Consider the following 19,364-nt stretch of genomic DNA (forward strand, 5'->3'; position numbering starts at 1 on the left):
CGGGCCGTACCGGACGGGGATCCGGCCGTCATGCGCGGGCGCTCGACTCGGCGCTGAGGGCGGCGAACAACCGGCTGATTTCCGCGCATCCAATCACTGGCAACATTTCAGCAACCGAAATGGAAGCGGCCGAAACCATTTACCAACCCCCGGCCCGAGCGGACGTAGCACCCCACATTCACCCGCCGATACAGCCGGAAAGCAGTCGGGGCGGACGCGATTTCGCGTCCGCCCCGAGGCGATCAGGTCAGTTCCCCTTCTTGGGGAATTTCAACTGGGACAGATCGATTCCCTCGAGCCCCGGCGGCAGCTGGTCGAGACCGGAGGGCATGTTCGACAGGTCCGGGAAACCCGCGGGCATACCGGGGGGCATCGCGGGCATGCCGGGCATGCCCGGGAAGCCGCCGCGCACCTTCGGCGGGGTCGGGCCGCGGCCGCCCTTCTTGCCCTTCTTGCCGCCCTTCTTCTTCGTGCCGCCACGCGCGCCCGGCATGCCGAACTGGCGGCTCATGGCGCTCATCATCTTGCGGGCCTCGAAGAAGCGGTCCACGAGCTGATTGACATCCGAGACCGAGACGCCCGAACCGTTGGCGATGCGCAACCGGCGGGAGGCGTTGATGATCTTCGGGTTGGCGCGCTCACCGGGGGTCATGCCGCGGATGATGGCCTGGACCCGGTCGAGTTGCTTGTCGTCGACCTGGGCCAGCGCGTCCTTCATCTGCCCGGCGCCGGGCAGCATGCCCAGCAGGTTGCCGATCGGGCCCATCTTGCGGATCGCGAGCATCTGCTCGAGGAAGTCCTCGAGGGTGAGTTCGCCGGAGCCCATCTTGCGCGCGGCCTCCTCGGCCTGTTGCGCGTCGTAGACCTGCTCGGCCTGCTCGATGAGGGTGAGCAGGTCGCCCATGCCGAGGATCCGGCTGGACATGCGGTCCGGGTGGAAGACGTCGAAGTCCTCCAGCTTCTCGCCGGTGGACGCGAACAGGATCGGCTGACCGGTGATCTCGCGCACACTCAGCGCCGCGCCGCCGCGCGCGTCGCCGTCGAGCTTGGTCAGCACCACGCCGGTGAAGCCGACGCCGTCGCGGAACGCCTCCGCGGTGGTGACGGCGTCCTGGCCGACCATGGCGTCGAGGACGAACAGGGTCTCGTCCGGCTGGACCGCGTCGCGGATGCCCGCGGCCTGCCGCATCAGTTCCTCGTCGATGCCGAGGCGACCGGCGGTGTCGACCACCACCACGTCGAAGTGCTTCTGCCGCGCCTCCTCGACGCCGGCCTTCGCGACCTCGATCGGATCGGCCGCGGACACGCCGAGCGCGTTGTCGCCGCCGCCGACCGACGTACCGGGATGCGGGGCGAAGACCGAGACGCCGGCCCGCTCGCCGACCACTTGGAGCTGGGTGACCGCGCCGGGCCGCTGGAGGTCACAGGCGACCAGCAGCGGGGTATGGCCTTGGCCCTTCAGCCATTTCGCGAGCTTGCCCGCGAGGGTGGTCTTACCGGCGCCCTGGAGACCGGCCAGCATGATGACCGTGGGCGGATTCTTGGCCAGCCGCAGCCGGCGGGTCTCGCCGCCGAGGATCGCCACGAGTTCCTCGTTGACGATCTTGACGACCTGCTGTGCCGGATTCAGCGCGCCGGAGACCTCGGCCCCCTTGGCGCGCTCCTTGATCCGGTTGATGAACGTACGGACCACCGGCAGCGCGACGTCGGCCTCGAGCAGCGCGAGCCGGATCTCCCGGGCGGTCGCGTCGATATCGGCCGGCGACAGGCGCCCCTTGCCGCGGAGGTCCTTGAGGGCACCGGCCAACCGGTCGGACAGGGATTCGAACACCGATCGCGCTCCTGATCTCGAGGGTGGTCACTCGGGATACCAGGGTAGTGCGAGGATCGGACCGTCCGGATCCACCCTGGTGGATTACGGTGTCCGGCGGCGCGGGCGGGGCGCCTGGCGGATGTCGTGATCCTCGGTCGCGATCATCAACACCGCCTCACGGCCGGTGAGGCCGAGTTCGAGCGCCATGCCGTCCAGCACGGTCCACTCCGCCTCGGTGGGCTCGCGGTCGCCCCGGGAGGCGAGTTTCATCGCGGTGACCGCCTGCTGGCCGGAAAGTGTCCGGCCGGGCAGCCAGGAGACGACCCAGCGGTCCCCGCCGACGCATCGGGCGATGTGCCGGGTCATATCGCTGGTCATGATCGACGAGGAAACGACTTCTATCGCCACCCTTGCTCCTCCGCGCTCGACAAGCCCGAACAAGTACGCGACAGCCGAAACTGATTCGATCGTAGGGTTGCGGGCGGCACACCGGGGCCGGGCTCAGCAAATCTATGGCAACAATTGTGTTGCATACCGCACCCGGCACCCGCCCTTGCCCGGATCCGCGGAGCCGTACACCCGCGGGTGATACAACGACGCCATGAGCATCACGCCCGACAACCCGCCCGTCGGCGGGACGCTCAGCGTCATCCGATCGCTGCTGCCCTCGCTGGTCCCCAGCGAGCAACGGGTCGCGGTGCAGTTCCTCGAGCACACCGACGAGGTGGCGCTGCTCTCGGCCGCGGATGTCGCGGCACGGGCGAACACATCGCCCGCGACCGTGATCCGGACCTGTAAGAACTTGGGGTTCAAGGGGTTTCAGCATCTTCGCCTGCTGCTGATCCGGGACACCGGAGCGGCTCGCGCGGAAGGGAATTCGCGACTGGACGCCGCCGACAGCCGGGAGTGGGTGCCGGCACACTTCGACGCCGCGGTCCAGAACATGTCCGATGCCCTGGGCGCGCTGAACTATTCGGAGTTCGATCGCGCCGCCACGGCCATCGCCCGCGCCCGGCGGGTGCTGATCGTCGGCAACGGCGGCTCCAGTCCCGCCGCACAGGCGTTCGCGCTCCTGCTGGTCATCGCGGGCCGCGGCAGCGAGGCGCCGATCGACTCCGTGGCCCAGCAACTGAGCGCCGGGACGCTCGGTGCGGGCGATGTGCTCGTCGCGGTGAGCAGCAGCGGCCAGAACGCGGTCACCATGGACGCGGTCGCCGCCGCGAGCGGCACCGGCGCCACGATCGTCGGCGTCACCGGATACGCGCGGTCGCGGTTGAGCGAGTACAGCACGCTGCTGCTGATCGCCGGCACCAGCGAACCGATCACCGCGCCGTACATCGTCGCCTCGGGCATCGCCGTGCAGTTGCTGTTCCTCTCGGTCCTGAACACCGCGGTGACCCGGAAGATGGGTCCCGGCCGCGCGGAACACGTGATGGATCAGGTCATCGACCTGGTCAGTGACCGTACGCCGACCGGCGAGTCGGATCGCCAGGAGTGAACCGAATGGGTCCGAACAGACCTCATTGAGCCGCCGGGCGACAGTGTCCACTGCCACGCCAGCGAATTTTCGCCACCCGGACGACCCTCGTTCACCTCGCTCGGCCAGCATCCGTTCGTATCGAAAATTCTTACTTGGTCAGTTGTAGGAAATTTCATTTCACGATGAGGACGGTATGGGCACGATCGAGATCGCGGGTTTGACCCGGACTTTCAAGGGTGTCACCGCCGTCGATGACGTCACCCTGACCATCGACGACGGCGAGTTCCTGGTCCTGCTGGGACCGAGCGGCTGCGGTAAGACGACACTGCTGCGGATCCTGGCGGGACTGCTCGAGCCGACGGCGGGCAGCATCACCGTCGACGGCACCGACATCACCCGGACCCCTTCGCGCCGCAGGGATCTGGCGATGGTCTTCCAGAGCTACGCGCTGTATCCGCACCTGACGGTGGCGAAGAACCTGGCCTTCCCACTGACCGCGCGCCGCGGCCGGCCGCGACCGGACCGCGCGGAGATCGACCGCCGGGTCACCGAGGTAGCACGCACCCTGGACATCGCGCACCTCCTACAGCGGCGGCCGCGGGAGCTCTCGGGCGGCCAGCGGCAGCGCGTCGCGGTCGGCCGCGCCCTGGTCCGCAATCCGCGCGCCTATCTGATGGACGAGCCGCTGTCGAACCTGGACGCCAAGCTGCGCACCGCGACCCGGCACGAACTCACCAGCCTGCACCGCACCCTCGGCGCCACCTTCGTCTACGTCACCCACGACCAGGTCGAGGCCATGACCATGGCCACCAAGATCGTGATCCTCGATCACGGGCGGATCGAACAGGTCGGCACCCCCGCCGACGTGTACGACCGTCCCGCGACCCGGTTCGTCGCCGGATTCATCGGCAGCCCCGCCATGAATCTGCTGGACGCGGAACTCACCGGCGTCGGGGGCCAGGTGTTCGTGCACACCGACGGGATCTCCGGCCGGCTGTGGCCGGGCCGGCTGGATCCGACCGCGGTCACGCTCGGCGTGCGGCCGGAACACCTGCGGCCGATCGATGCCGCCGGCGCCGCGGGCCACCACGGCGTGCTGATCGACGCGGTCGTCGGGACCGTCGAGAACCTCGGCAACGAGGAAATCGCTTACTGCCGCATCGAATCCGGCGCCACGATCGCCGTGCGCGGCAACCGCACCGGAGCCCTCGCCGAGGGCGCGCCGATCACCCTGGCCGCCGATCCGGAGCGGATCCACCTCTTCGACCCGGAGACCGGGGTCCGCCTGGAGTGGATCGACGACCCGGTGCCGGACCCGGCCGCGACCGATCTGGTCTCGGCCTGACCATCCCTGTCACGCAACATATCTCAGGAGATACCTCATGCGCCGATGTCTCGCCGCGCTGGCCGCGCTGGCGACCGTCGCCCTGGCCGGCTGCTCGACCGGAACCACCGCCGGCGGCTCCGATCAGAGCATCATCCCGGAACTCGATCCCTCCCAGAAGGTTTCGATCGTCTTCGAGTCCTACAACCTGCTGCAGGCCGGGGTGTGGACCGACACCATCAAGGGCCTGGTCGCGGATTTCGAAGCCGCGCACCCGAATATCGAGGTGAAGGCCCAGCCGACCCAGGGCGCCTCGACCGCCGGCACCAACACCGCGGGCAGCGTGCAGACCCAGCTGCTGGCCGGGAATCCGCCCGACGTCGCCCAGTTGACCTTCGACAGCCTGGATTTCGCGGTCGAGAAGCTCGGCGCCCAGTCGCTCACCGAGCTGGTGGGCAAGGACGCGGTGACCGAGCAGTTCGGCGGGCAGTACCCGTTCAGCCCGAACGCCGCGACCCTCGCCGACTGGAACGGCGGCACCTACGGCCTGCCGTACGTGTTCTCCACGCCGGTGATGTTCTACAACGCGAGCCTGACCGCGCAGGCCGGGCTCGGCGACAACCCCGACCTGTCGACCTGGGACAAGGTGAAGGCCGCCGCCCAGGCGGTCACCGCGAAGACCGGTAAGCCGTCGCTGGCCATCGGCTGCACCCCCGGCGGCAACTGGTGCCTGCAGGGCATGATGCGCTCCAACGGCGGCCGGGTGCTGAGCACCGACCGCAAGGCCATCCAGTTCGGCGAGGATCCCGCCGTCGGCGCCGTCTCGATGATGCGCGACCTGTACGACTCGGGCGTGCTGGCCAACCTGGATTCCGCGAGCCAGTACGAGCAGTTCGCCCGCGGCGGCTCGCTCGCCTTCGAGTTGCAGACCTCCGCGCTGCAGGGCACCTTCATGTCCGGCGCGAAGGCCGGGAACTGGACGCTGAAGAACACCGCGATGCCCGCCTTCGCCGGTAAGCCCGCGATCCCGACCAACTCGGGTTCGGCCCTGTTCATGTTCGCCAAGGATCCGGCCAAGCAGCGCGCGGCCTGGGAATTCATGAAGTTCATGACCAGCCCGCACGCCTACGAGCAGATCACCACCAAGATCGGCTATCTGCCGCTGCGCCCGTCGATGACCGAGGGCGCCGGCCCGCTGGCGGCCTGGGCGGCCGGAAACCCGCTCGTGAAGCCGAATCTGGAGCAGCTGAGCCGTCTCGAACCGTGGGTCAGCTTCCCCGGCGACAGCTATACCCAGATCGACACCATCCTCGACAAGGCGACCCAGGACGCGGTCTTCTTCGGCAAGGATCCGCACGCCACCCTGGCCGACGCCCAGCGCCGCGCCCAGGATCTGGTGAACAAGTAAGGGGCACAACCATGGTCACGCAACTCCCGGAACAGCTCGGCGATCCGGCGCGGGGCAGCCGCATCCCGGTGGGCGGCACCTACAACTTCCGTGACGTCGGCGGCACCCCGGCCGGCGCCGGGCACATCCGGCACGGTGTGCTGTACCGCTCCGACGGCCTGCACGAGCTGACCGACGCGGGCCGAGAGGTGTTGCGGCAGCGGCGGATCGGCACCGTGATCGACCTCCGCGCGGTGGACGAGCGCGACCGCGAGCCCAGCCTGCTCGACGGGCTGACCGCGGTGAACCACCACGCGCCGATCTTCGAATCCACCGCCGACGCCGCACCGGCCGGCGCCCCGCTGTCGCTGACCTACGTCTACGACTACATCGTCGACGAGCGCGGCCCGCAGCTGGCGCACGCGATCGGCCTGATCGCCGCCGGAACCGAACCGGTGGTGGTGCACTGCACCGCCGGCAAGGACCGCACCGGCCTCGTGATCGCACTGACCCTGGCCGTCGTCGGGGTCGCCGACGCCGACATCGTCGCCGACTACGCCGCCACCGAGCGGCATCTGGGCGGCGAATGGGCCGACCGCGCCCTGGATCGGCTGGCCGCGGACTACGGCCTCGAGCCGTCCGCGGCGACCCGCGGCTTCCTGGCCGGCAGCCCGGCGGAACTGATCACGCACAGCCTGGAGCGCGTACGCGACCGATCCGGTTCCGTCCGTGCCTATCTCACCGAACACGGTCTCGGCGAGCGCGAATTCGACTCGCTCACCGGCCTTCTCGTAACGAACGATCCGATCGAAGGGAACATCGCATGACCTCCGTCTCCTCGCAGCACCCGGAGCCCGAGCACTTCCTGCTGCACATCAGCGACACCCATTTCGTCGGCGGCCGAGAGCTGCTGCACGGCGGCGTGGACAGCGACGCCAACCTGCGGCAGGTGTTCGACGACTTCGCCCGCTCCGGTGCGCGCCCCGAGGCGATCATCTTCACCGGCGACCTGGCCGACACCGGCGACGCCGACGCCTACGAGCGGCTGCGCGCGATGGTCGAGCCGGTGGCCGCCGAACTCGGCGCGAAGGTGATCTGGGTGATGGGCAACCACGACACCCGGCAGACCTTCCGCGTCGGCCTGCTCGACGAGCAGCCCTCCGACGATCCGATCGACCGCGTGCACTGGGTCGGCGGCCTGCGGATCATCGCGCTGGACAGCACCGTGCTCGGCCACCACTACGGCGAGATCGACGAGGCCCAGTTGACCTGGCTCGCCGAGGAATTGGCGACCCCCGCGCCCGAGGGCACCATCCTGGCGCTGCACCACCCGCCGGTGCCGAGCCCGATCGGCCTGATCGGCCTGGTGGAACTGCGCGAGCAGAACCGGCTCGCGGCGATCCTGGAGGGCTCCGACGTGCGCGCCATTCTCGGTGGGCACCTGCACTATTCGACGATGTCCACCTTCGCGGGCATCCCGGTGTCGGTGGCCTCGGCGACCTGCTACACCCAGGACCTCAACGTGGTCTTCCCCGCCGCGCGCGGCCAGGACGGCGGCCAGTCGTTCAACCTGGTGCACGTCTACGGGGACCGGGTGCTGCACTCGGTCGTGCCGGTCGGCGACTTCCCGACCCTGTACGAGATGCCGGCCGATCAGATCGCGGCGTTCCTGGCGCTGAGCCAGGAAGAGCAGACCGCCGCCATGACCGCCGCGTCCCCCCGGTAGTCGTGCTCGTCGCCGTGCGCGGCGCCGACACGCCCTCCGCCGCCACCACCGTCCCGGCTCGCCCGGGCCGGCCGTGGTGGCGGCGAATCCCGTTGGCGCCCTACCTGTATGTGCTGCCCGCCCTGGCGATGCTGGTGGTCTGGGTCTACACGCCCCTGTGCGAGACCTTCCAATTGTCCTTCTACCATTGGAATCTCATCCCGAGCCAGCCGAAGAAGCCGGTCGGGATGGCCAATTACACTGCTGTGGTGCAACTTCCGGAACTGCACAAGGCGCTGGTCAACACCGGCATCTACATCGGCTCGCTGATGGTGTTCTCGCTGGTGCTGCCGCTGCTGATCGCGATCCTGTCGCAACGGGTCTCGGGGCGGGCCCGGACCTTCTACCAGGCGCTGATCTTCGTGCCGTTCCTGGTGACCCCGGTCGCCACCAGCGCCGTGTGGCGGTGGATGTTCGCCCCGGACGGCGGCACCATCACCGTGCTGGCGAAACACGCCGGGCTGGATCTGGGCAACGTCTTCCGTAGTCCCGCCATGGCGATCTGGGCCGTGGTGGCGATCTGCGGCTGGCAGATGCTCGGCTTCGGCGTCCTGGTGGTGTCCGCCGGGCTGGCCGGTATCGACCCCGACTACGGTGCCGCGGCCGCGCTCGACGGGGCAAGCGCCGCAACGGTTTTCCGGCGCATCACGCTGCCGTTGCTGTCGCCGACGCTGGTGTTCCTCGGCCTGATGACGATCCTGCTGGGCGCGCAGTGGACGTACCCGGTGATCGACATCCTCACCCAGGGCGGCCCCAGCGATTCCACCACCAACATCTATTACCTGTTGTACGAGTTCGGATTCCGCAACTTCGACGCCGGCTCGGCCGCGGCCGCCGGGATGCTGTTCTTCCTCGGGTTCGGCGTGATCGCGCTGATCTTCGTGGAACTGTCCGAGCGACTCAGCTTCTACGACAACTGATTGCCCGGAGGACACGATGGCTCTCGTCTCAACCGCCGCCGCCCGGCGGCCACTCGCGCCGGCGGCCGCGCACACCACCACGGCGACGGCCGACGCCGCCGGCACGGCCCGTACCGGTCCGGTCATGCGGGTCGTCGGGCACGTCGTGCTGGCGGCGGCGGCCCTGCTGGCGATCTTCCCGATCTACTGGATGTTCGTCACCGCGTTCCGCACCCCCGCGGACATGCTGTCGCACTCGCCGATCCCCTGGCCGATCAGCGTCGAGAACTTCCGGTACGTGTGGCACACCATCCCGATCGGCTCGATGATGCTGAACACCTTCGGCATGGCGGCGGCGCTGGCGGTATCGCAGTTGCTGCTGGCGATCCTGGCCGCCTACGGGTTCGCGATGTGGTCGTTCCCGGGTAAGCGGCTGCTGTTCATGCTGTTCATCGGGTCGTGGCTGGTGCCGTTCCAGGTGACGATGATCCCCAACTATCTGCTGGTGTCCCAGCTGGGACTGCTCAACACGGTGGCGGGGGTCGTGGTGCCGAATCTGTGCTCGGCGTTCGGCGTGATGATGTTGCGCCAGCATCTGCAGGCGTTCCCGCGCGACCTGATGGACGCCGCGCAGATGGACGGCCGCACCAGCTGGGGCACCCTGTGGCGGGTGGTGCTGCCCAACCTGCGGCCGGCCCTGGCGGCGCTCGGCATCATGCTGTTCATCACCGCGTGGAACGAATACCTGTGGCCCGCACTGGTATTGCGCAAGTCGACCGCGCTGCTGCAGATCGGCATCCGGAGTTTCCTCGGCGCCGAGGGCAACAACTGGGGCGCGGTCATGGCCGCCTCCGGCATCGCCTGCCTGCCGATCTTCCTGATCTACCTGTTCCTGCAGCGGCACGTGGTGGACGCGTTCGTCCGCTCCGGCCTGAAGTGACCGGTCACCCGGCCGCCGGGACCGCAGGCCGCCGGGACCGCCGACGGCCGGCGGCCTGGCGGCCACCGATCACTCGGTGTCCTCGGCCGGGGCGGTTTCCGGTTTGCGCGGCTCCGGCCGCGGGACCACCGCCAGCAGCGTCGCCGCCAGCGCGGCGCGGCGCTCGGGCGAGTCGGTGTCGCCGAGATTCAGGCAGAACGCGTCCACCACCGCGGTACCGAGGGTGACCACCTTCGCCCAGCGCACGTCGATGCTCGCCTCGGCCAGCGCGTCGGCCAGTCGGCTGAGCAGGCCGATGCGGTCCTCCGCGCGCAGCTCGAGCAGCACTTCGCCGGGCGTTGTGGTGTCGGTCCAGATCGCCCGCGGCTCGGCCTGCGCGTACGGGCTCGGGCGCAGCGCGGCCTCGCGCTCCTTCTTCGCCAGCATCGCGGGCACGTCCAGATCGCCGTCCAGCGCGCGGATCAGTTCCTGCCGCAGCAGGCCCGCGTCCGGCGGATCGCCGAATTTCGGTGTCACGACGAAGGTGTCGATCGCGGATCGGCCATCAGCCCGCACCGGCCCGGCGCCCGCGCCGGTGATCGGCACGCTGCCCAGCGAGGCCGACAGCACCCGCAGCGAATGCAGTGCCAGTACCCCCGCGGCCTCCGACAACAGGCCGGGGGTGTCGGGTGCGATGACCGTGACGACATGGGTGTAGCGGCCGTCGCCGGGCCGCAGCTCCACGTGCACGCCGCCCGCGGTCGCCAGTGCCCGCAGCTCGTCGGGGATCGGGTCCGGCGTCGGCTGGCTCTCCCCCGCCATCGCCAGCCGGCAGCGCCGCACCAGCTCACGGATCAGCGACGCCTTCCAGTCGCCCCACACGCCCGGCCCGGTGGCCAGTGAATCGGCCTCGGCCAGCGCGTGCAGCAGGTCCAGCACCTGCGCGTCGCCGTCGAGCGCGCTGACGACCATCCGGACGGTCTCCGGATCGTCGAGGTCGCGGCGGGTCGCGGTCTCCGGCAGCAGCAGGTGGTAGCGGACGACCGCGCTCAGGGTGTGGACGTCCGAGGGCCACAGTCCGAGCCGGCGGCCGATCTGGGTGGCGAGTTCGGCGCCGACCACACTGTGGTCCTCGGTGCGGCCCTTGCCGATGTCGTGCAGCAGCGCCCCGAGCAGCAGCAGGTCGGGGCGGGCCACCTGGGTGGTGAGCGCGCCCGCGTAGGCGACGGTCTCCATCAGATGGCGGTCGACGGTCCAGGTGTGGATGGCGTCGCGCGGCGGCAGATCGCGCACCGCCCCCCACTCCGGGAACAGCCGACCCCACAGACCCGTCCGGTCCAGCGCCTCGACCGCGTCGATGGTGCCGCGGCCGGCGCCCAGCAGCACCAGCAGGTCGTTGAGCGCCTCCCGCGGCCACGGCTCACGCAGTTCCGGCGCGTCCTCGGACAGCCGGTTCAGCGTGGTCGCCGACATCGGCAGGCCGGTCTGCGCCGAGGCCGCGGCCACCCGCAGGATCAGCCCGGGATCCTTCGCCGGGCGCGCGTCCCGGGCGAGCACCACTTCTCCGGAGTGCTCGACCACCCCCTCATCGAGTGGTCGGCGTACCGGTACCCGGCGCAGACGGGCCAAACCCCTTCGCGGCAACGCGTTTCCGGCCGTGCGCAGGCCGACGTCCACGGAGTAGTTGACCGTGCGGGCGGAGTCGCTGAGCGTGCGGGCCAGATCGAACCGGTCGCCGATGCGCAGCGCGGCGCCGATCTCGTCGGCGTCCTGGGCGCGGAGCTGATCGCGGGCCCGGCCGGCCACCCGATGCAGTTCCGTGCGGACGTCCAGCAGCCGCCGCTGCGCCTGCCTGAGCCCGCCACCCGGGACGTCCGGACCGAGCCCCGGCATGGCGTCGGTCAACTGGGCGATGGCCAGCGCGTCCAGCAGTTGGATGTCCCGCAGCCCGCCGCGGCCGTTCTTCAGATCCGGCTCGGCGCGATGGGCGATCTCGCCGTTGCGATTCCAGCGGGACTGGGCCTGTTGCACCAGATCCGTGAAACGCGAACGGATTCCGGTGCGCCACTCCCGGCGCACCCCGCCGATGAGCAGGTTGCTCAGTTCGGCGTCGCCGACGATGTGCCGGGCCTCCAGCAGGCCCAGCCCGGCGGTGAGATCGTCGGCGGCCACCCGCAACGCCTGCGGCACGGTCCGCACACTGTGATCCAGCTTGATGTGGGCGTCCCACAACGGGTACCAGAGCCGGTCGGCGACCTCGGCCACCCGCTGCGGATCCACATCGTCGTGCAGCAGCACCAGATCCAGATCCGAGTACGGCAGCATCTCCTTGCGCCCGAGCCCGCCGACCGCGAGCACCGCCAGGCCGCTGTCGCGGACGATACCGAGTTCGCCGCCCTTCGTGGTCAGCCACAGGTCGTACAGATCGACCAGTGCCTGCCGCAGCGATTCCGCGTCCAGGCGTGGCCGCCGACTGTCGCCGCCGTCCAGCAGTTGATTTCGCGCCCGCACCAGATCTGTTGCGCCGCCCGACAATTCGTCCTGAATCCGCTGCTTGCCAGCCACTGCCGTACCCACCGCCCATCTCGCCCGAGCGGCCCCGCCCCGACCCGTCTCACCGGGTGGAGCGGGGCCGCCGCTGGATTCGAATATCTCCGGATTCCGGCGCCGGCGCGCCGGCCGGTCCTACAGAGCGTCGGCCCCGCGTTCGCCGGTGCGAACGCGGATCACGGCATCCACCGGGGTGATCCAGACCTTGCCGTCACCGATCTTGCCGGTGCGGGCGGCCTCGGTGATGACCTCGATGACCCGCTCCACCTGACTCTCGTCGACGACGACCTCGACCCGGACCTTCGGCACGAAGTCCACCGAGTACTCCGCACCGCGGTAGACCTCGGTGTGGCCCTTCTGGCGGCCGTAGCCCTGCACCTCGCTGACGGTCATGCCCAGCACGCCCGCCTGCTCCAGCCCGGACTTCACGTCCTCGAGCGTGAACGGTTTGACGATCGCGGTAACCAGCTTCATTGTCATGCCTCTTCCTTGACGGCTTCCTTGACGGCGGTGCGTGCCGTGCCACCCACAGCAGCGAAATCGTACGCAGTTTCAGCATGCTCCGAGTCGTCCAAGCCGTTGAACTCCTCCTCCTCCGTGGCGCGGAGGCCGATGGTGAACTTGATGATGAAGGCGATGATCAGCGAGGCGATGAAGGAGAAGGCCATGACGCTGAACGCGCCCACCGCCTGCTTGCCCAGCTGCGAGAACCCGCCACCGTAGAACAGGCCCTTGGCGCCCGCGGCCGCGGCGCCCGCCTCGGGAGCGAGGAACAGGCCGACCATCAGGGTGCCGACCAGACCACCGACGAGGTGGACGCCCACCACGTCGAGCGAGTCGTCGAAGCCGAGCTTGAACTTCAGTCCGACCGCCAGCGCGCAGAGGATGCCGGCGACCACGCCGATGACCAGGGCGCCCAGCACGTTGACCGAGGAGCAGGACGGGGTGATGGCGACCAGGCCCGCGACGATGCCGGAGGCGGCACCGAGAGTGGTGGGCTTGCCATCGCGGATCTTCTCGACCAGCAGCCAGCCCAGCATCGCCGAGCAGGTGGCGAACGTGGTGGTGAGGAAGGTCGAACCGGCCAGGCCGTTGGAGCTCACCGCGGAACCGGCGTTGAAGCCGAACCAGCCGAACCACAGCAGACCGGCGCCGAGCATGACGAACGGGATGTTGTGCGGCCGGGCGGGCACCTTCGGCCAGCCCTTGCGCCTGCCGAGCACCAGGGCCAGCGCCAGGCCCGCCGCACCGGCGTTGATGTGCACCGCGGTACCACCGGCGAAGTCGATGGCCTGCAGCTTGTTCGCGATCCAGCCGCCCTCGTGCACCACTTCCTTGGTCGTGGGGTCGGTGACGCTGAAGTCGAAGACCCAGTGCGCGACCGGGAAGTAGACCACGATCGCCCAGATCGTCGCGAAGACCAGCCAGGCGCGGAACTTCAACCGGTCGGCCACGGCACCCGAGATGAGGGCGACGGTGATGATCGCGAACATCAATTGGAAGGCCACGAAGACCGTCATCGGGATCGTGCCGGCCAGCGGGATGTTCGTCGCGGGGTCCTTCGCCCCGTTGCCGCCGATGAGACCCTTCAGCCCGAAGAACTGACCCGGGTCACCGATCACGCCGAACTTGTTGTCGCCGAACGCTTCGGAATATCCGAACAGCGCCCAGATCACACCCACGATGCCCATCGCACTGATGCTCATCATGATCATGTTCAGGACGTTCTTCGAGCGGACCATGCCGCCGTAGAAGAACGCCAGACCGGGCGTCATCAGCAGGACGAGCGCCGAGCTCGCCAGCATCCATGCGGTGTCGCCGGTGTCCGGCACACCGGTCAGGGGATACGCCACCTTGTTCCTCCTCATCTCGGGCCCGGCCAAAGTTGACGGCGACGAGCCTGCACACGAGAAGGTTGGTCATTCGGTGTTTCGTCTGTGCCGCCGCCGCGTTTCACCTGCGTGAACGGATCCGGCGGTGGTGTTGCATCTGTGTTTCGTAACCCGCACAGCACTTCCGGTTCACCCGCGAAAAACCGCGGCGGTGAGGTCGCGAAACCGGGCGCCACCAGCGCGTTCGGCCGCGCGTTGTGATCAGTGACAGAACAGCTGTCCGATATTGTCCGGACAAGCCGGAAATCGGCGCGAATCCGCCGCCTCGGATCAGCCCAGCAACGCGTCGACGAACGCTCCGGGCTCGAACGGGGCGAGATCGTCGGCGCCCTCCCCGAGACCGACCAGCTTCACCGGAACACCCAATTCGTGCTGCACCTGAAAGACGATGCCGCCCTTGGCGGTACCGTCCAGTTTGGTCAGCACCACGCCGGTGATGTCGACCACCTCGGCGAACACCCGGGCCTGGGTCAGGCCGTTCTGGCCCACGGTGGCGTCCAGGACCAGCAGCACCTCGTCGACGGCGGCCTTCTTCTCGACCACGCGCTTGACCTTGCCCAGTTCGTCCATCAGGCCGGTCTTGGTGTGCAGCCGGCCCGCGGTGTCGACGAGCACCGCGTCGACCCCCTGCGCGATGCCGGTGCTGACCGCGTCGAACGCCACGGACGCCGGATCGGCGCCCTCGCGGCCCCGCACGGTCTCCGCGCCGACGCGTTCGCCCCAGGTTTGCAGCTGATCGGCGGCGGCGGCGCGGAAGGTGTCCGCGGCGCCCAGCAGCACGCGGCGGCCGTCGGCGACCAGCACCCGGGCCAGCTTGCCCGTGGTGGTCGTCTTGCCGGTGCCGTTGACGCCGACCACCAGCAGAATCGACGGATGATCGGCGTGCGGCAGCGCCTTGATGGACCGATCCAGCTCGGGGCGCAACGCGCCGACGAGCACCTCGCGCAGGACCGCGCGGGCCTGTTCGGTGGTCCGCACACTGCGCGATGCCAGCTGTTCGCGGAGCCGATCGACGATGGTGGCGGTGACGGCCGCGCCGAGATCGGCCATCACCAGCGTGTCCTCGATCTCCTCCCAGGAGTCCTCGTCCAGGTCGCCGCCGCCGAGCAGGCCCAGCAGGCTCTTACCGACGGCGTTCTGCGAGCGGGACAACCGGCCGCGCAACCGGGTGAGCCGGCCCGCGGTGGGTTCGATCTCCTCGAGCGGGGCGGCGGGCGCGGCCGGGATCGGCGCGGGCGCCGGCGCGGTCGTGGCGGCCGCGGCGGCGGCCACCTGATCGGCCGCGGCGGCCGCGGCCTCCTCGGCGGTCGCGCGATCGGCGGCCCCGGCGCCGTCGCCGTCGCCCGGCGCCGCAGTGGTATCGGACGTCCCGGTCGTTCCGCCGGTACCCGCCTCCGCGACCGGGGTCACGGTGGTCGCGCCGGTGCCGTCGGCCGAGTCGGTGCCCACCGTGCCACCGGCCGGGTCGGTGCCGTTGCGGGCCTGGGCCTGCTCCACACCCGCCACCGCGGCCAGCGCGGTCGCCTCCTCGGCCAGCGCGGCCGGTTCCGGTTCCTGGATGCTCGCCGTGTCCTCGGCCGGCAGGCCGGGCTCCGGCAACCGGACATCGGTGATCGACCGGCGCGCCGAATCGCGCGGCACGGCCGCGTCGTCCCCGATGTGCGGCTGGCCCTCGTCGTCGGTGCGCTCCCCCGGCACGGCGACCGGTTCCGGCGTCGCCCCACCCTGGCTGAAACTGAATCCACCGGCGGCGGAATACCCGCCCGACCGGTCGGTGACCTCGGGCACGGGCGTGGCCGGCGTCAAGGTCACCCGGCGGCGCTTGTACCGGACGAATCCGGCGACGACGAGCGCCACCACCAGTACGGCGACGATTGCGGCGATCAGAATCCAGGCTTGCGCAGTCACACGCCCATCCTGTCAGAACCTTCGCCCGTACTCGCGCGGGCCGCCGCCGGAAATGCCTGATCGTTCGACTCGGCCCGGCTCGATCCCGCTACCCTGGTGCCCGTGCGGATCGCCTTCGGCACCGACGAGTGCACCCCTCTCACCGACCATCTCGAGACCTGGCTGACCGAACGCGGCCACGACCTGCTCGTGATCGGCAAGGGCATCGCGTGGCCCGAGGCCGGTCGCGGCGTCGGCGAGGCCGTCGCCGGCGGGCACGCCGATCTCGGCGTGGTGTGCTGCTGGACCGGTACGGGCGTGTCCATCGCCGCCAACAAGGTTCCCGGCGTCCGCGCGGCGCTGTGCACCGACCGGGCGACGGCCGAGGGCGCCCGGAAGTGGAACGACGCCAACGTCCTCGCTCTCGGTTTGCGGCTCACCTCGCCGACGGTGGCCGAGGAGATGCTCGACGCGTTCCTGGGCACCGGACCGGACGAATCGGAGGCCCCGAACTACCGTCAGCTGGGCTGACCCGATTTCCGGCCACACCACGGACCGGAAGGCTCGGCGAATCCGTCACCAAGACAATAGGATCGGCTTTCGTGACCGATCGTAATGTGCTTGGGGGACCGCTGGAGGAGTGTGGCACCGATCCTCTCACCGGCTTCTATCGGGACGGATGCTGCAGCACGGGCCCGGAGGATCTCGGCAGCCACACCGTGTGCACCGTCGTGACGGCGGAATTCCTGGAGCATCAGAAGTCGATCGGCAACGATCTGGTCACTCCACGGCCCGACAACAACTTCCCCGGCCTGCAACCCGGGGACCGCTGGTGCGTCGTCGCGGTGCGCTGGCTGCACGCCCACGAGGACGGCGTCGCCGCCCCCGTCATCCTGGCCGCGACGCACGAGAACGCGTTGGAGGTCATCCCCATGGAGACCCTGCGCAAATACGCGGTCGACGTCCCCGACGACGTGAGCGATCTGCTCTGACCCGCCCCGGCACCGGCACGCGCGTACCGTCGGTGCGGTGAGCTGGTGGCGCCGGTCCGATGCGGAGAGCAGACCGCGCGGCGCCGGTGTCGACGAGATCTTCGCACCGTCCCGCAAGCACATTCACGACCGCAAGGAGTGGGTGGCGGTCGCCAAGGCCGACGATCGGGTGTCGGGCGACGACCCGGTGATCGATTTGGACACCGGTGTGGCGACAATGCCGCCGCACCGGAACCCACAGCCGCATAGCCGGACGATCGGCGGGCCGACGGCCGAGCCGGATTCCGGCCTGCCGTCACAGCGTCCGAGCTGACAGCCGCTCGGTTTCCGTCGCGGCGGGCGGCCGAATTCCGCACGAAGCCGGATCGCGGTGTCGCAGCCGCATTCCTGCGCCGGTAGGGCGTCCGGCCCCGACCGGACCCGTGATCAGGCCGGTGATCGTCCGGCAGCCCAGCGGGTGTGGCCCGGTTCGACCCGGTTCGGCGGGGGCGCACCCGACGGGTCGACGGATCGGTACGGGTCGGACTGCCGGCGCCGGTGCGCCTTCTGGCGGCAGGCCGGGGAGCAGTAGCGGGCGGGCCGCCCGGTGCCGCGACGCCGGACGGCCGCACCACATTCCGGGCAGCGTTCCCCCACGGTTTCGTTACGAATTTCGTCACGAGCCGGATCGGCGGCGACTTTCGTCACGGCGGGGGCGGCGTGTGGCCGCAGCGCGTCGAGGGCGATCCGCGCCGGCCGGGCCAGTTCCGGCCCGGCGCCCGAAACCCGCTGGATCGCGGCACATCCGGTGAAGAGCCCGATCAGGTCGGCGACCGTGATGTCCGGCCGGACCGCACCCGCGCGCTGGGCCGCGACCAGCAATTCCCGTAGGGCGCCGTGGAATCGCTCGCCGGCGCCGTGCATCAGGGTGCGGGGCCAGCCGTCGTCGGTGGTCATCACGTCGCACACCGCCTGGTTGCGCGGGGCCGAAACCACCATACCCACACAGAATTCGAAGAACGCCATCCCTACGTCCGGCGCGCGCAGGCCCTCGATCACCCGCACGGTCATCTGCTCGATGCGATGCTGCATCACGGCTTCCAGCAGATCGGCTTTGGTCGGGAAGTGCCGGTACACCGTGCCGGCGCCGACCCCGGCGCGGCGGGCGATCTCGGCCAGCGACACCGAGACACCACGATCGGCGAAGGCGCGCTGGGCCGCGACCAGGACCAGCGCGCGATTGCGCCGGGCGTCCGCGCGGGCGGCCGGATCCGCGAACCCGGCGGTAGCAGCGGTCATTTCGTTACGCACCCCTCGAGCAGCCGTGGTGAATCGCGTGTGAGCATCCGTATCGTCCGAGATACGGGTTACTCGACCCGGATTCTACCGAACAGACAAGGTGAGCATGTCCCCGCAGAACGAACTCGTCCTGGTCACCGGCGCCACCGGCAAACAGGGTGGCGCGACCGCCCGGCACCTACTGGCCGAGGGTGGCCGCGTGCGGGCCCTGGTCCGCGATCCGGACGCGCCGGCCGCAGTCGAACTGGCCGAACTCGGCGCCGACCTGGCCGTCGGCGATTTCGATCGCCCGGAGACGCTGACCGCCGCCGTGGCCGGCGTGCGTGGCGTATTCCTGATCCCCCCAGCGGCTTTCGGGCCCGGCGGCTGGGACCCCGATCTGGAGGCGGCGCGCGGGATCGCGCTGATCGACGCGGCCCGCGCCGCCGGCGCCGAGCAGATCGTCTTCACCGGCGTGGCCTCGTTCGGGACCGAGATCAGCTGGGGCAACCTCGGCAAGCACCGGATCGAGGAGGCCGCCGCGGCCAGCGGGTTGCGCTACACCCTGCTACGCCCGGTGCGGTTCATGGAGAACTACCTCGGCCTGTCGATACTGCCGCTGGACGGCTTCCGCGACGGGTTCCACCGGCACATCTTCCGCGCCGACCGGCCGTTCCAGATGATCGCCGTCGATGACATCGGCGCCATCGCCGCCCTCGTCCTCGCCGATCCGGACCGCTTCCACGGGCAGACCCTCGAGCTGGCCGGCGACGCGCACACCCCACCCGAGGCGGCGGAGATCATCGGCCGCGCCGTCGGCCGCCCCCTCGGCTATCGGCGCCTCACCGAGGCCGAGGCCGACGCCCTCACCGCCTCGGTCGGCGACACCTGGCGCCTCGCCGAGGCCGGACAGGGCTGGAACGCCGACATCGAAGCGGTCCGCGCGATATACCCCGGCCTGCAGAACCTCGAAACCTGGCTCGCCACAACGGGTGCGGCCCAGCTGAAGGCCATCCTGGCCGACTGAATCACCTCATCCGGGGCCCGGTTCGCCATCGGCGACCGGGCACCGGGGCACGAAGCGGCCGGTTTCGTCGCGAACCGGTCGGCACGGCGAAAGACGCTCGGGCAGAAGCAGTACCGGGAACGAGCGCGCCGGGTGATACCGCCGAATCCACAAGGCCTCGCCACAAGCGTTG

At 69.9% G+C, this 19,364-nt stretch carries 18 protein-coding genes; 11 read left to right on the forward strand and 7 right to left on the reverse strand.

The window, feature by feature from the left end:
- Nucleotides 1-247 precede the first annotated feature (247 nt).
- A complete protein-coding gene (ffh, locus tag NRB56_RS18205; RefSeq protein WP_319943147.1) occupies nucleotides 248-1,831 on the reverse strand; it encodes a signal recognition particle protein in 1,584 nt (527 codons plus the stop codon).
- A gap of 84 nt (nucleotides 1,832-1,915) precedes the next feature.
- A complete protein-coding gene (locus tag NRB56_RS18210; RefSeq protein ID WP_319943148.1) occupies nucleotides 1,916-2,221 on the reverse strand; it encodes a hypothetical protein in 306 nt (101 codons plus the stop codon).
- Between the two features lie 193 nt (nucleotides 2,222-2,414).
- Here NRB56_RS18210 and NRB56_RS18215 point away from each other — a divergent pair, with 193 nt between their 5' ends.
- From NRB56_RS18215 to NRB56_RS18245, 7 genes are all read left to right on the forward strand, one after another.
- Nucleotides 2,415-3,311: a MurR/RpiR family transcriptional regulator gene (locus NRB56_RS18215; RefSeq protein WP_153343658.1), complete on the forward strand. Its 897-nt coding sequence runs from the start codon at nucleotides 2,415-2,417 to the stop codon at nucleotides 3,309-3,311.
- Nucleotides 3,312-3,486: 175 nt separating this feature from the next.
- Complete coding sequence (locus NRB56_RS18220; RefSeq protein WP_153343660.1) at nucleotides 3,487-4,638, forward strand: ABC transporter ATP-binding protein; 1,152 nt, start codon at nucleotides 3,487-3,489, stop codon at nucleotides 4,636-4,638.
- 37 nt (nucleotides 4,639-4,675) lie between these two features.
- Nucleotides 4,676-6,025: an ABC transporter substrate-binding protein gene (locus NRB56_RS18225; protein ID WP_153343662.1), complete on the forward strand. Its 1,350-nt coding sequence runs from the start codon at nucleotides 4,676-4,678 to the stop codon at nucleotides 6,023-6,025.
- A gap of 11 nt (nucleotides 6,026-6,036) precedes the next feature.
- Entirely contained in the window at nucleotides 6,037-6,831 is a 795-nt protein-coding gene (locus tag NRB56_RS18230) for a tyrosine-protein phosphatase (RefSeq protein WP_153343664.1), read from the forward strand.
- Nucleotides 6,828-7,730, forward strand: a complete 903-nt coding sequence (locus tag NRB56_RS18235; protein ID WP_153343666.1) for a phosphodiesterase — start codon at nucleotides 6,828-6,830, stop codon at nucleotides 7,728-7,730. Before NRB56_RS18230 ends, NRB56_RS18235 begins: the two co-directional genes overlap by 4 nt.
- A 2-nt stretch (nucleotides 7,731-7,732) precedes the next feature.
- Nucleotides 7,733-8,689, forward strand: a complete 957-nt coding sequence (locus tag NRB56_RS18240) for a carbohydrate ABC transporter permease (RefSeq protein ID WP_319943149.1) — start codon at nucleotides 7,733-7,735, stop codon at nucleotides 8,687-8,689.
- Between the two features lie 16 nt (nucleotides 8,690-8,705).
- Nucleotides 8,706-9,608, forward strand: a complete 903-nt coding sequence (locus NRB56_RS18245) for a carbohydrate ABC transporter permease (RefSeq protein WP_406603496.1) — start codon at nucleotides 8,706-8,708, stop codon at nucleotides 9,606-9,608.
- Between the two features lie 69 nt (nucleotides 9,609-9,677).
- Here NRB56_RS18245 and NRB56_RS18250 read toward each other — a convergent pair whose 3' ends face one another.
- The 4 genes from NRB56_RS18250 to ftsY form a co-directional block, all read right to left on the reverse strand.
- Nucleotides 9,678-12,239 (reverse strand): [protein-PII] uridylyltransferase, encoded by a 2,562-nt coding sequence (locus tag NRB56_RS18250; protein ID WP_406603500.1) that lies wholly within the window; start codon nucleotides 12,237-12,239, stop codon nucleotides 9,678-9,680.
- Between the two features lie 33 nt (nucleotides 12,240-12,272).
- Complete coding sequence (locus tag NRB56_RS18255) at nucleotides 12,273-12,611, reverse strand: P-II family nitrogen regulator (RefSeq protein ID WP_153343885.1); 339 nt, start codon at nucleotides 12,609-12,611, stop codon at nucleotides 12,273-12,275.
- 2 nt (nucleotides 12,612-12,613) lie between these two features.
- A complete protein-coding gene (locus NRB56_RS18260; protein ID WP_319943151.1) occupies nucleotides 12,614-13,990 on the reverse strand; it encodes an ammonium transporter in 1,377 nt (458 codons plus the stop codon).
- Between the two features lie 309 nt (nucleotides 13,991-14,299).
- Entirely contained in the window at nucleotides 14,300-15,937 is a 1,638-nt protein-coding gene (ftsY, locus tag NRB56_RS18265) for a signal recognition particle-docking protein FtsY (protein WP_319943152.1), read from the reverse strand.
- Between the two features lie 102 nt (nucleotides 15,938-16,039).
- Here ftsY and NRB56_RS18270 point away from each other — a divergent pair, with 102 nt between their 5' ends.
- The 3 genes from NRB56_RS18270 (at nucleotide 16,040) to NRB56_RS18280 (ending at nucleotide 17,221) form a co-directional block, all read left to right on the forward strand.
- Nucleotides 16,040-16,447, forward strand: a complete 408-nt coding sequence (locus tag NRB56_RS18270) for an RpiB/LacA/LacB family sugar-phosphate isomerase (protein WP_319943153.1) — start codon at nucleotides 16,040-16,042, stop codon at nucleotides 16,445-16,447.
- Nucleotides 16,448-16,518: 71 nt separating this feature from the next.
- Complete coding sequence (locus NRB56_RS18275) at nucleotides 16,519-16,908, forward strand: DUF2237 family protein (RefSeq protein WP_019930003.1); 390 nt, start codon at nucleotides 16,519-16,521, stop codon at nucleotides 16,906-16,908.
- Between the two features lie 37 nt (nucleotides 16,909-16,945).
- A complete protein-coding gene (locus tag NRB56_RS18280; RefSeq protein ID WP_153343672.1) occupies nucleotides 16,946-17,221 on the forward strand; it encodes a hypothetical protein in 276 nt (91 codons plus the stop codon).
- A 113-nt stretch (nucleotides 17,222-17,334) separates the two neighbouring features.
- On the opposite strand, the gene NRB56_RS18285 is transcribed toward NRB56_RS18280, so the two are convergent.
- On the reverse strand, nucleotides 17,335-18,186 hold the full coding sequence (locus NRB56_RS18285) for a TetR/AcrR family transcriptional regulator (RefSeq protein ID WP_153343673.1): 852 nt from the start codon (nucleotides 18,184-18,186) through the stop codon (nucleotides 17,335-17,337).
- Nucleotides 18,187-18,292: 106 nt separating this feature from the next.
- Between NRB56_RS18285 and NRB56_RS18290 the strand changes: the two genes are divergently transcribed.
- On the forward strand, nucleotides 18,293-19,192 hold the full coding sequence (locus NRB56_RS18290; protein ID WP_153343675.1) for an NmrA/HSCARG family protein: 900 nt from the start codon (nucleotides 18,293-18,295) through the stop codon (nucleotides 19,190-19,192).
- The last annotated feature ends 172 nt before the right edge of the window (nucleotides 19,193-19,364 follow it).

The organism is Nocardia aurantia, assembly GCF_009604425.1.
Classification (GTDB): Bacteria; Actinomycetota; Actinomycetes; order Mycobacteriales; family Mycobacteriaceae; genus Nocardia; species Nocardia aurantia.

Bases quoted from the DNA above. Each gene is read 5' to 3' on its own strand.
- NRB56_RS18215 (WP_153343658.1), top strand. From the start codon at position 2,415: ATGAGCATCACGCCCGACAACCCGCCCGTCGGCGGGACGCTCAGCGTC.
- NRB56_RS18220 (WP_153343660.1), top strand. From the start codon at position 3,487: ATGGGCACGATCGAGATCGCGGGTTTGACCCGGACTTTCAAGGGTGTC.
- NRB56_RS18225 (WP_153343662.1), top strand. From the start codon at position 4,676: ATGCGCCGATGTCTCGCCGCGCTGGCCGCGCTGGCGACCGTCGCCCTG.
- NRB56_RS18230 (WP_153343664.1), top strand. From the start codon at position 6,037: ATGGTCACGCAACTCCCGGAACAGCTCGGCGATCCGGCGCGGGGCAGC.
- NRB56_RS18235 (WP_153343666.1), top strand. From the start codon at position 6,828: ATGACCTCCGTCTCCTCGCAGCACCCGGAGCCCGAGCACTTCCTGCTG.
- NRB56_RS18245 (WP_406603496.1), top strand. From the start codon at position 8,706: ATGGCTCTCGTCTCAACCGCCGCCGCCCGGCGGCCACTCGCGCCGGCG.
- NRB56_RS18255 (WP_153343885.1), bottom strand. From the start codon at position 12,611: ATGAAGCTGGTTACCGCGATCGTCAAACCGTTCACGCTCGAGGACGTG.
- NRB56_RS18285 (WP_153343673.1), bottom strand. From the start codon at position 18,186: ATGACCGCTGCTACCGCCGGGTTCGCGGATCCGGCCGCCCGCGCGGAC.
- NRB56_RS18290 (WP_153343675.1), top strand. From the start codon at position 18,293: ATGTCCCCGCAGAACGAACTCGTCCTGGTCACCGGCGCCACCGGCAAA.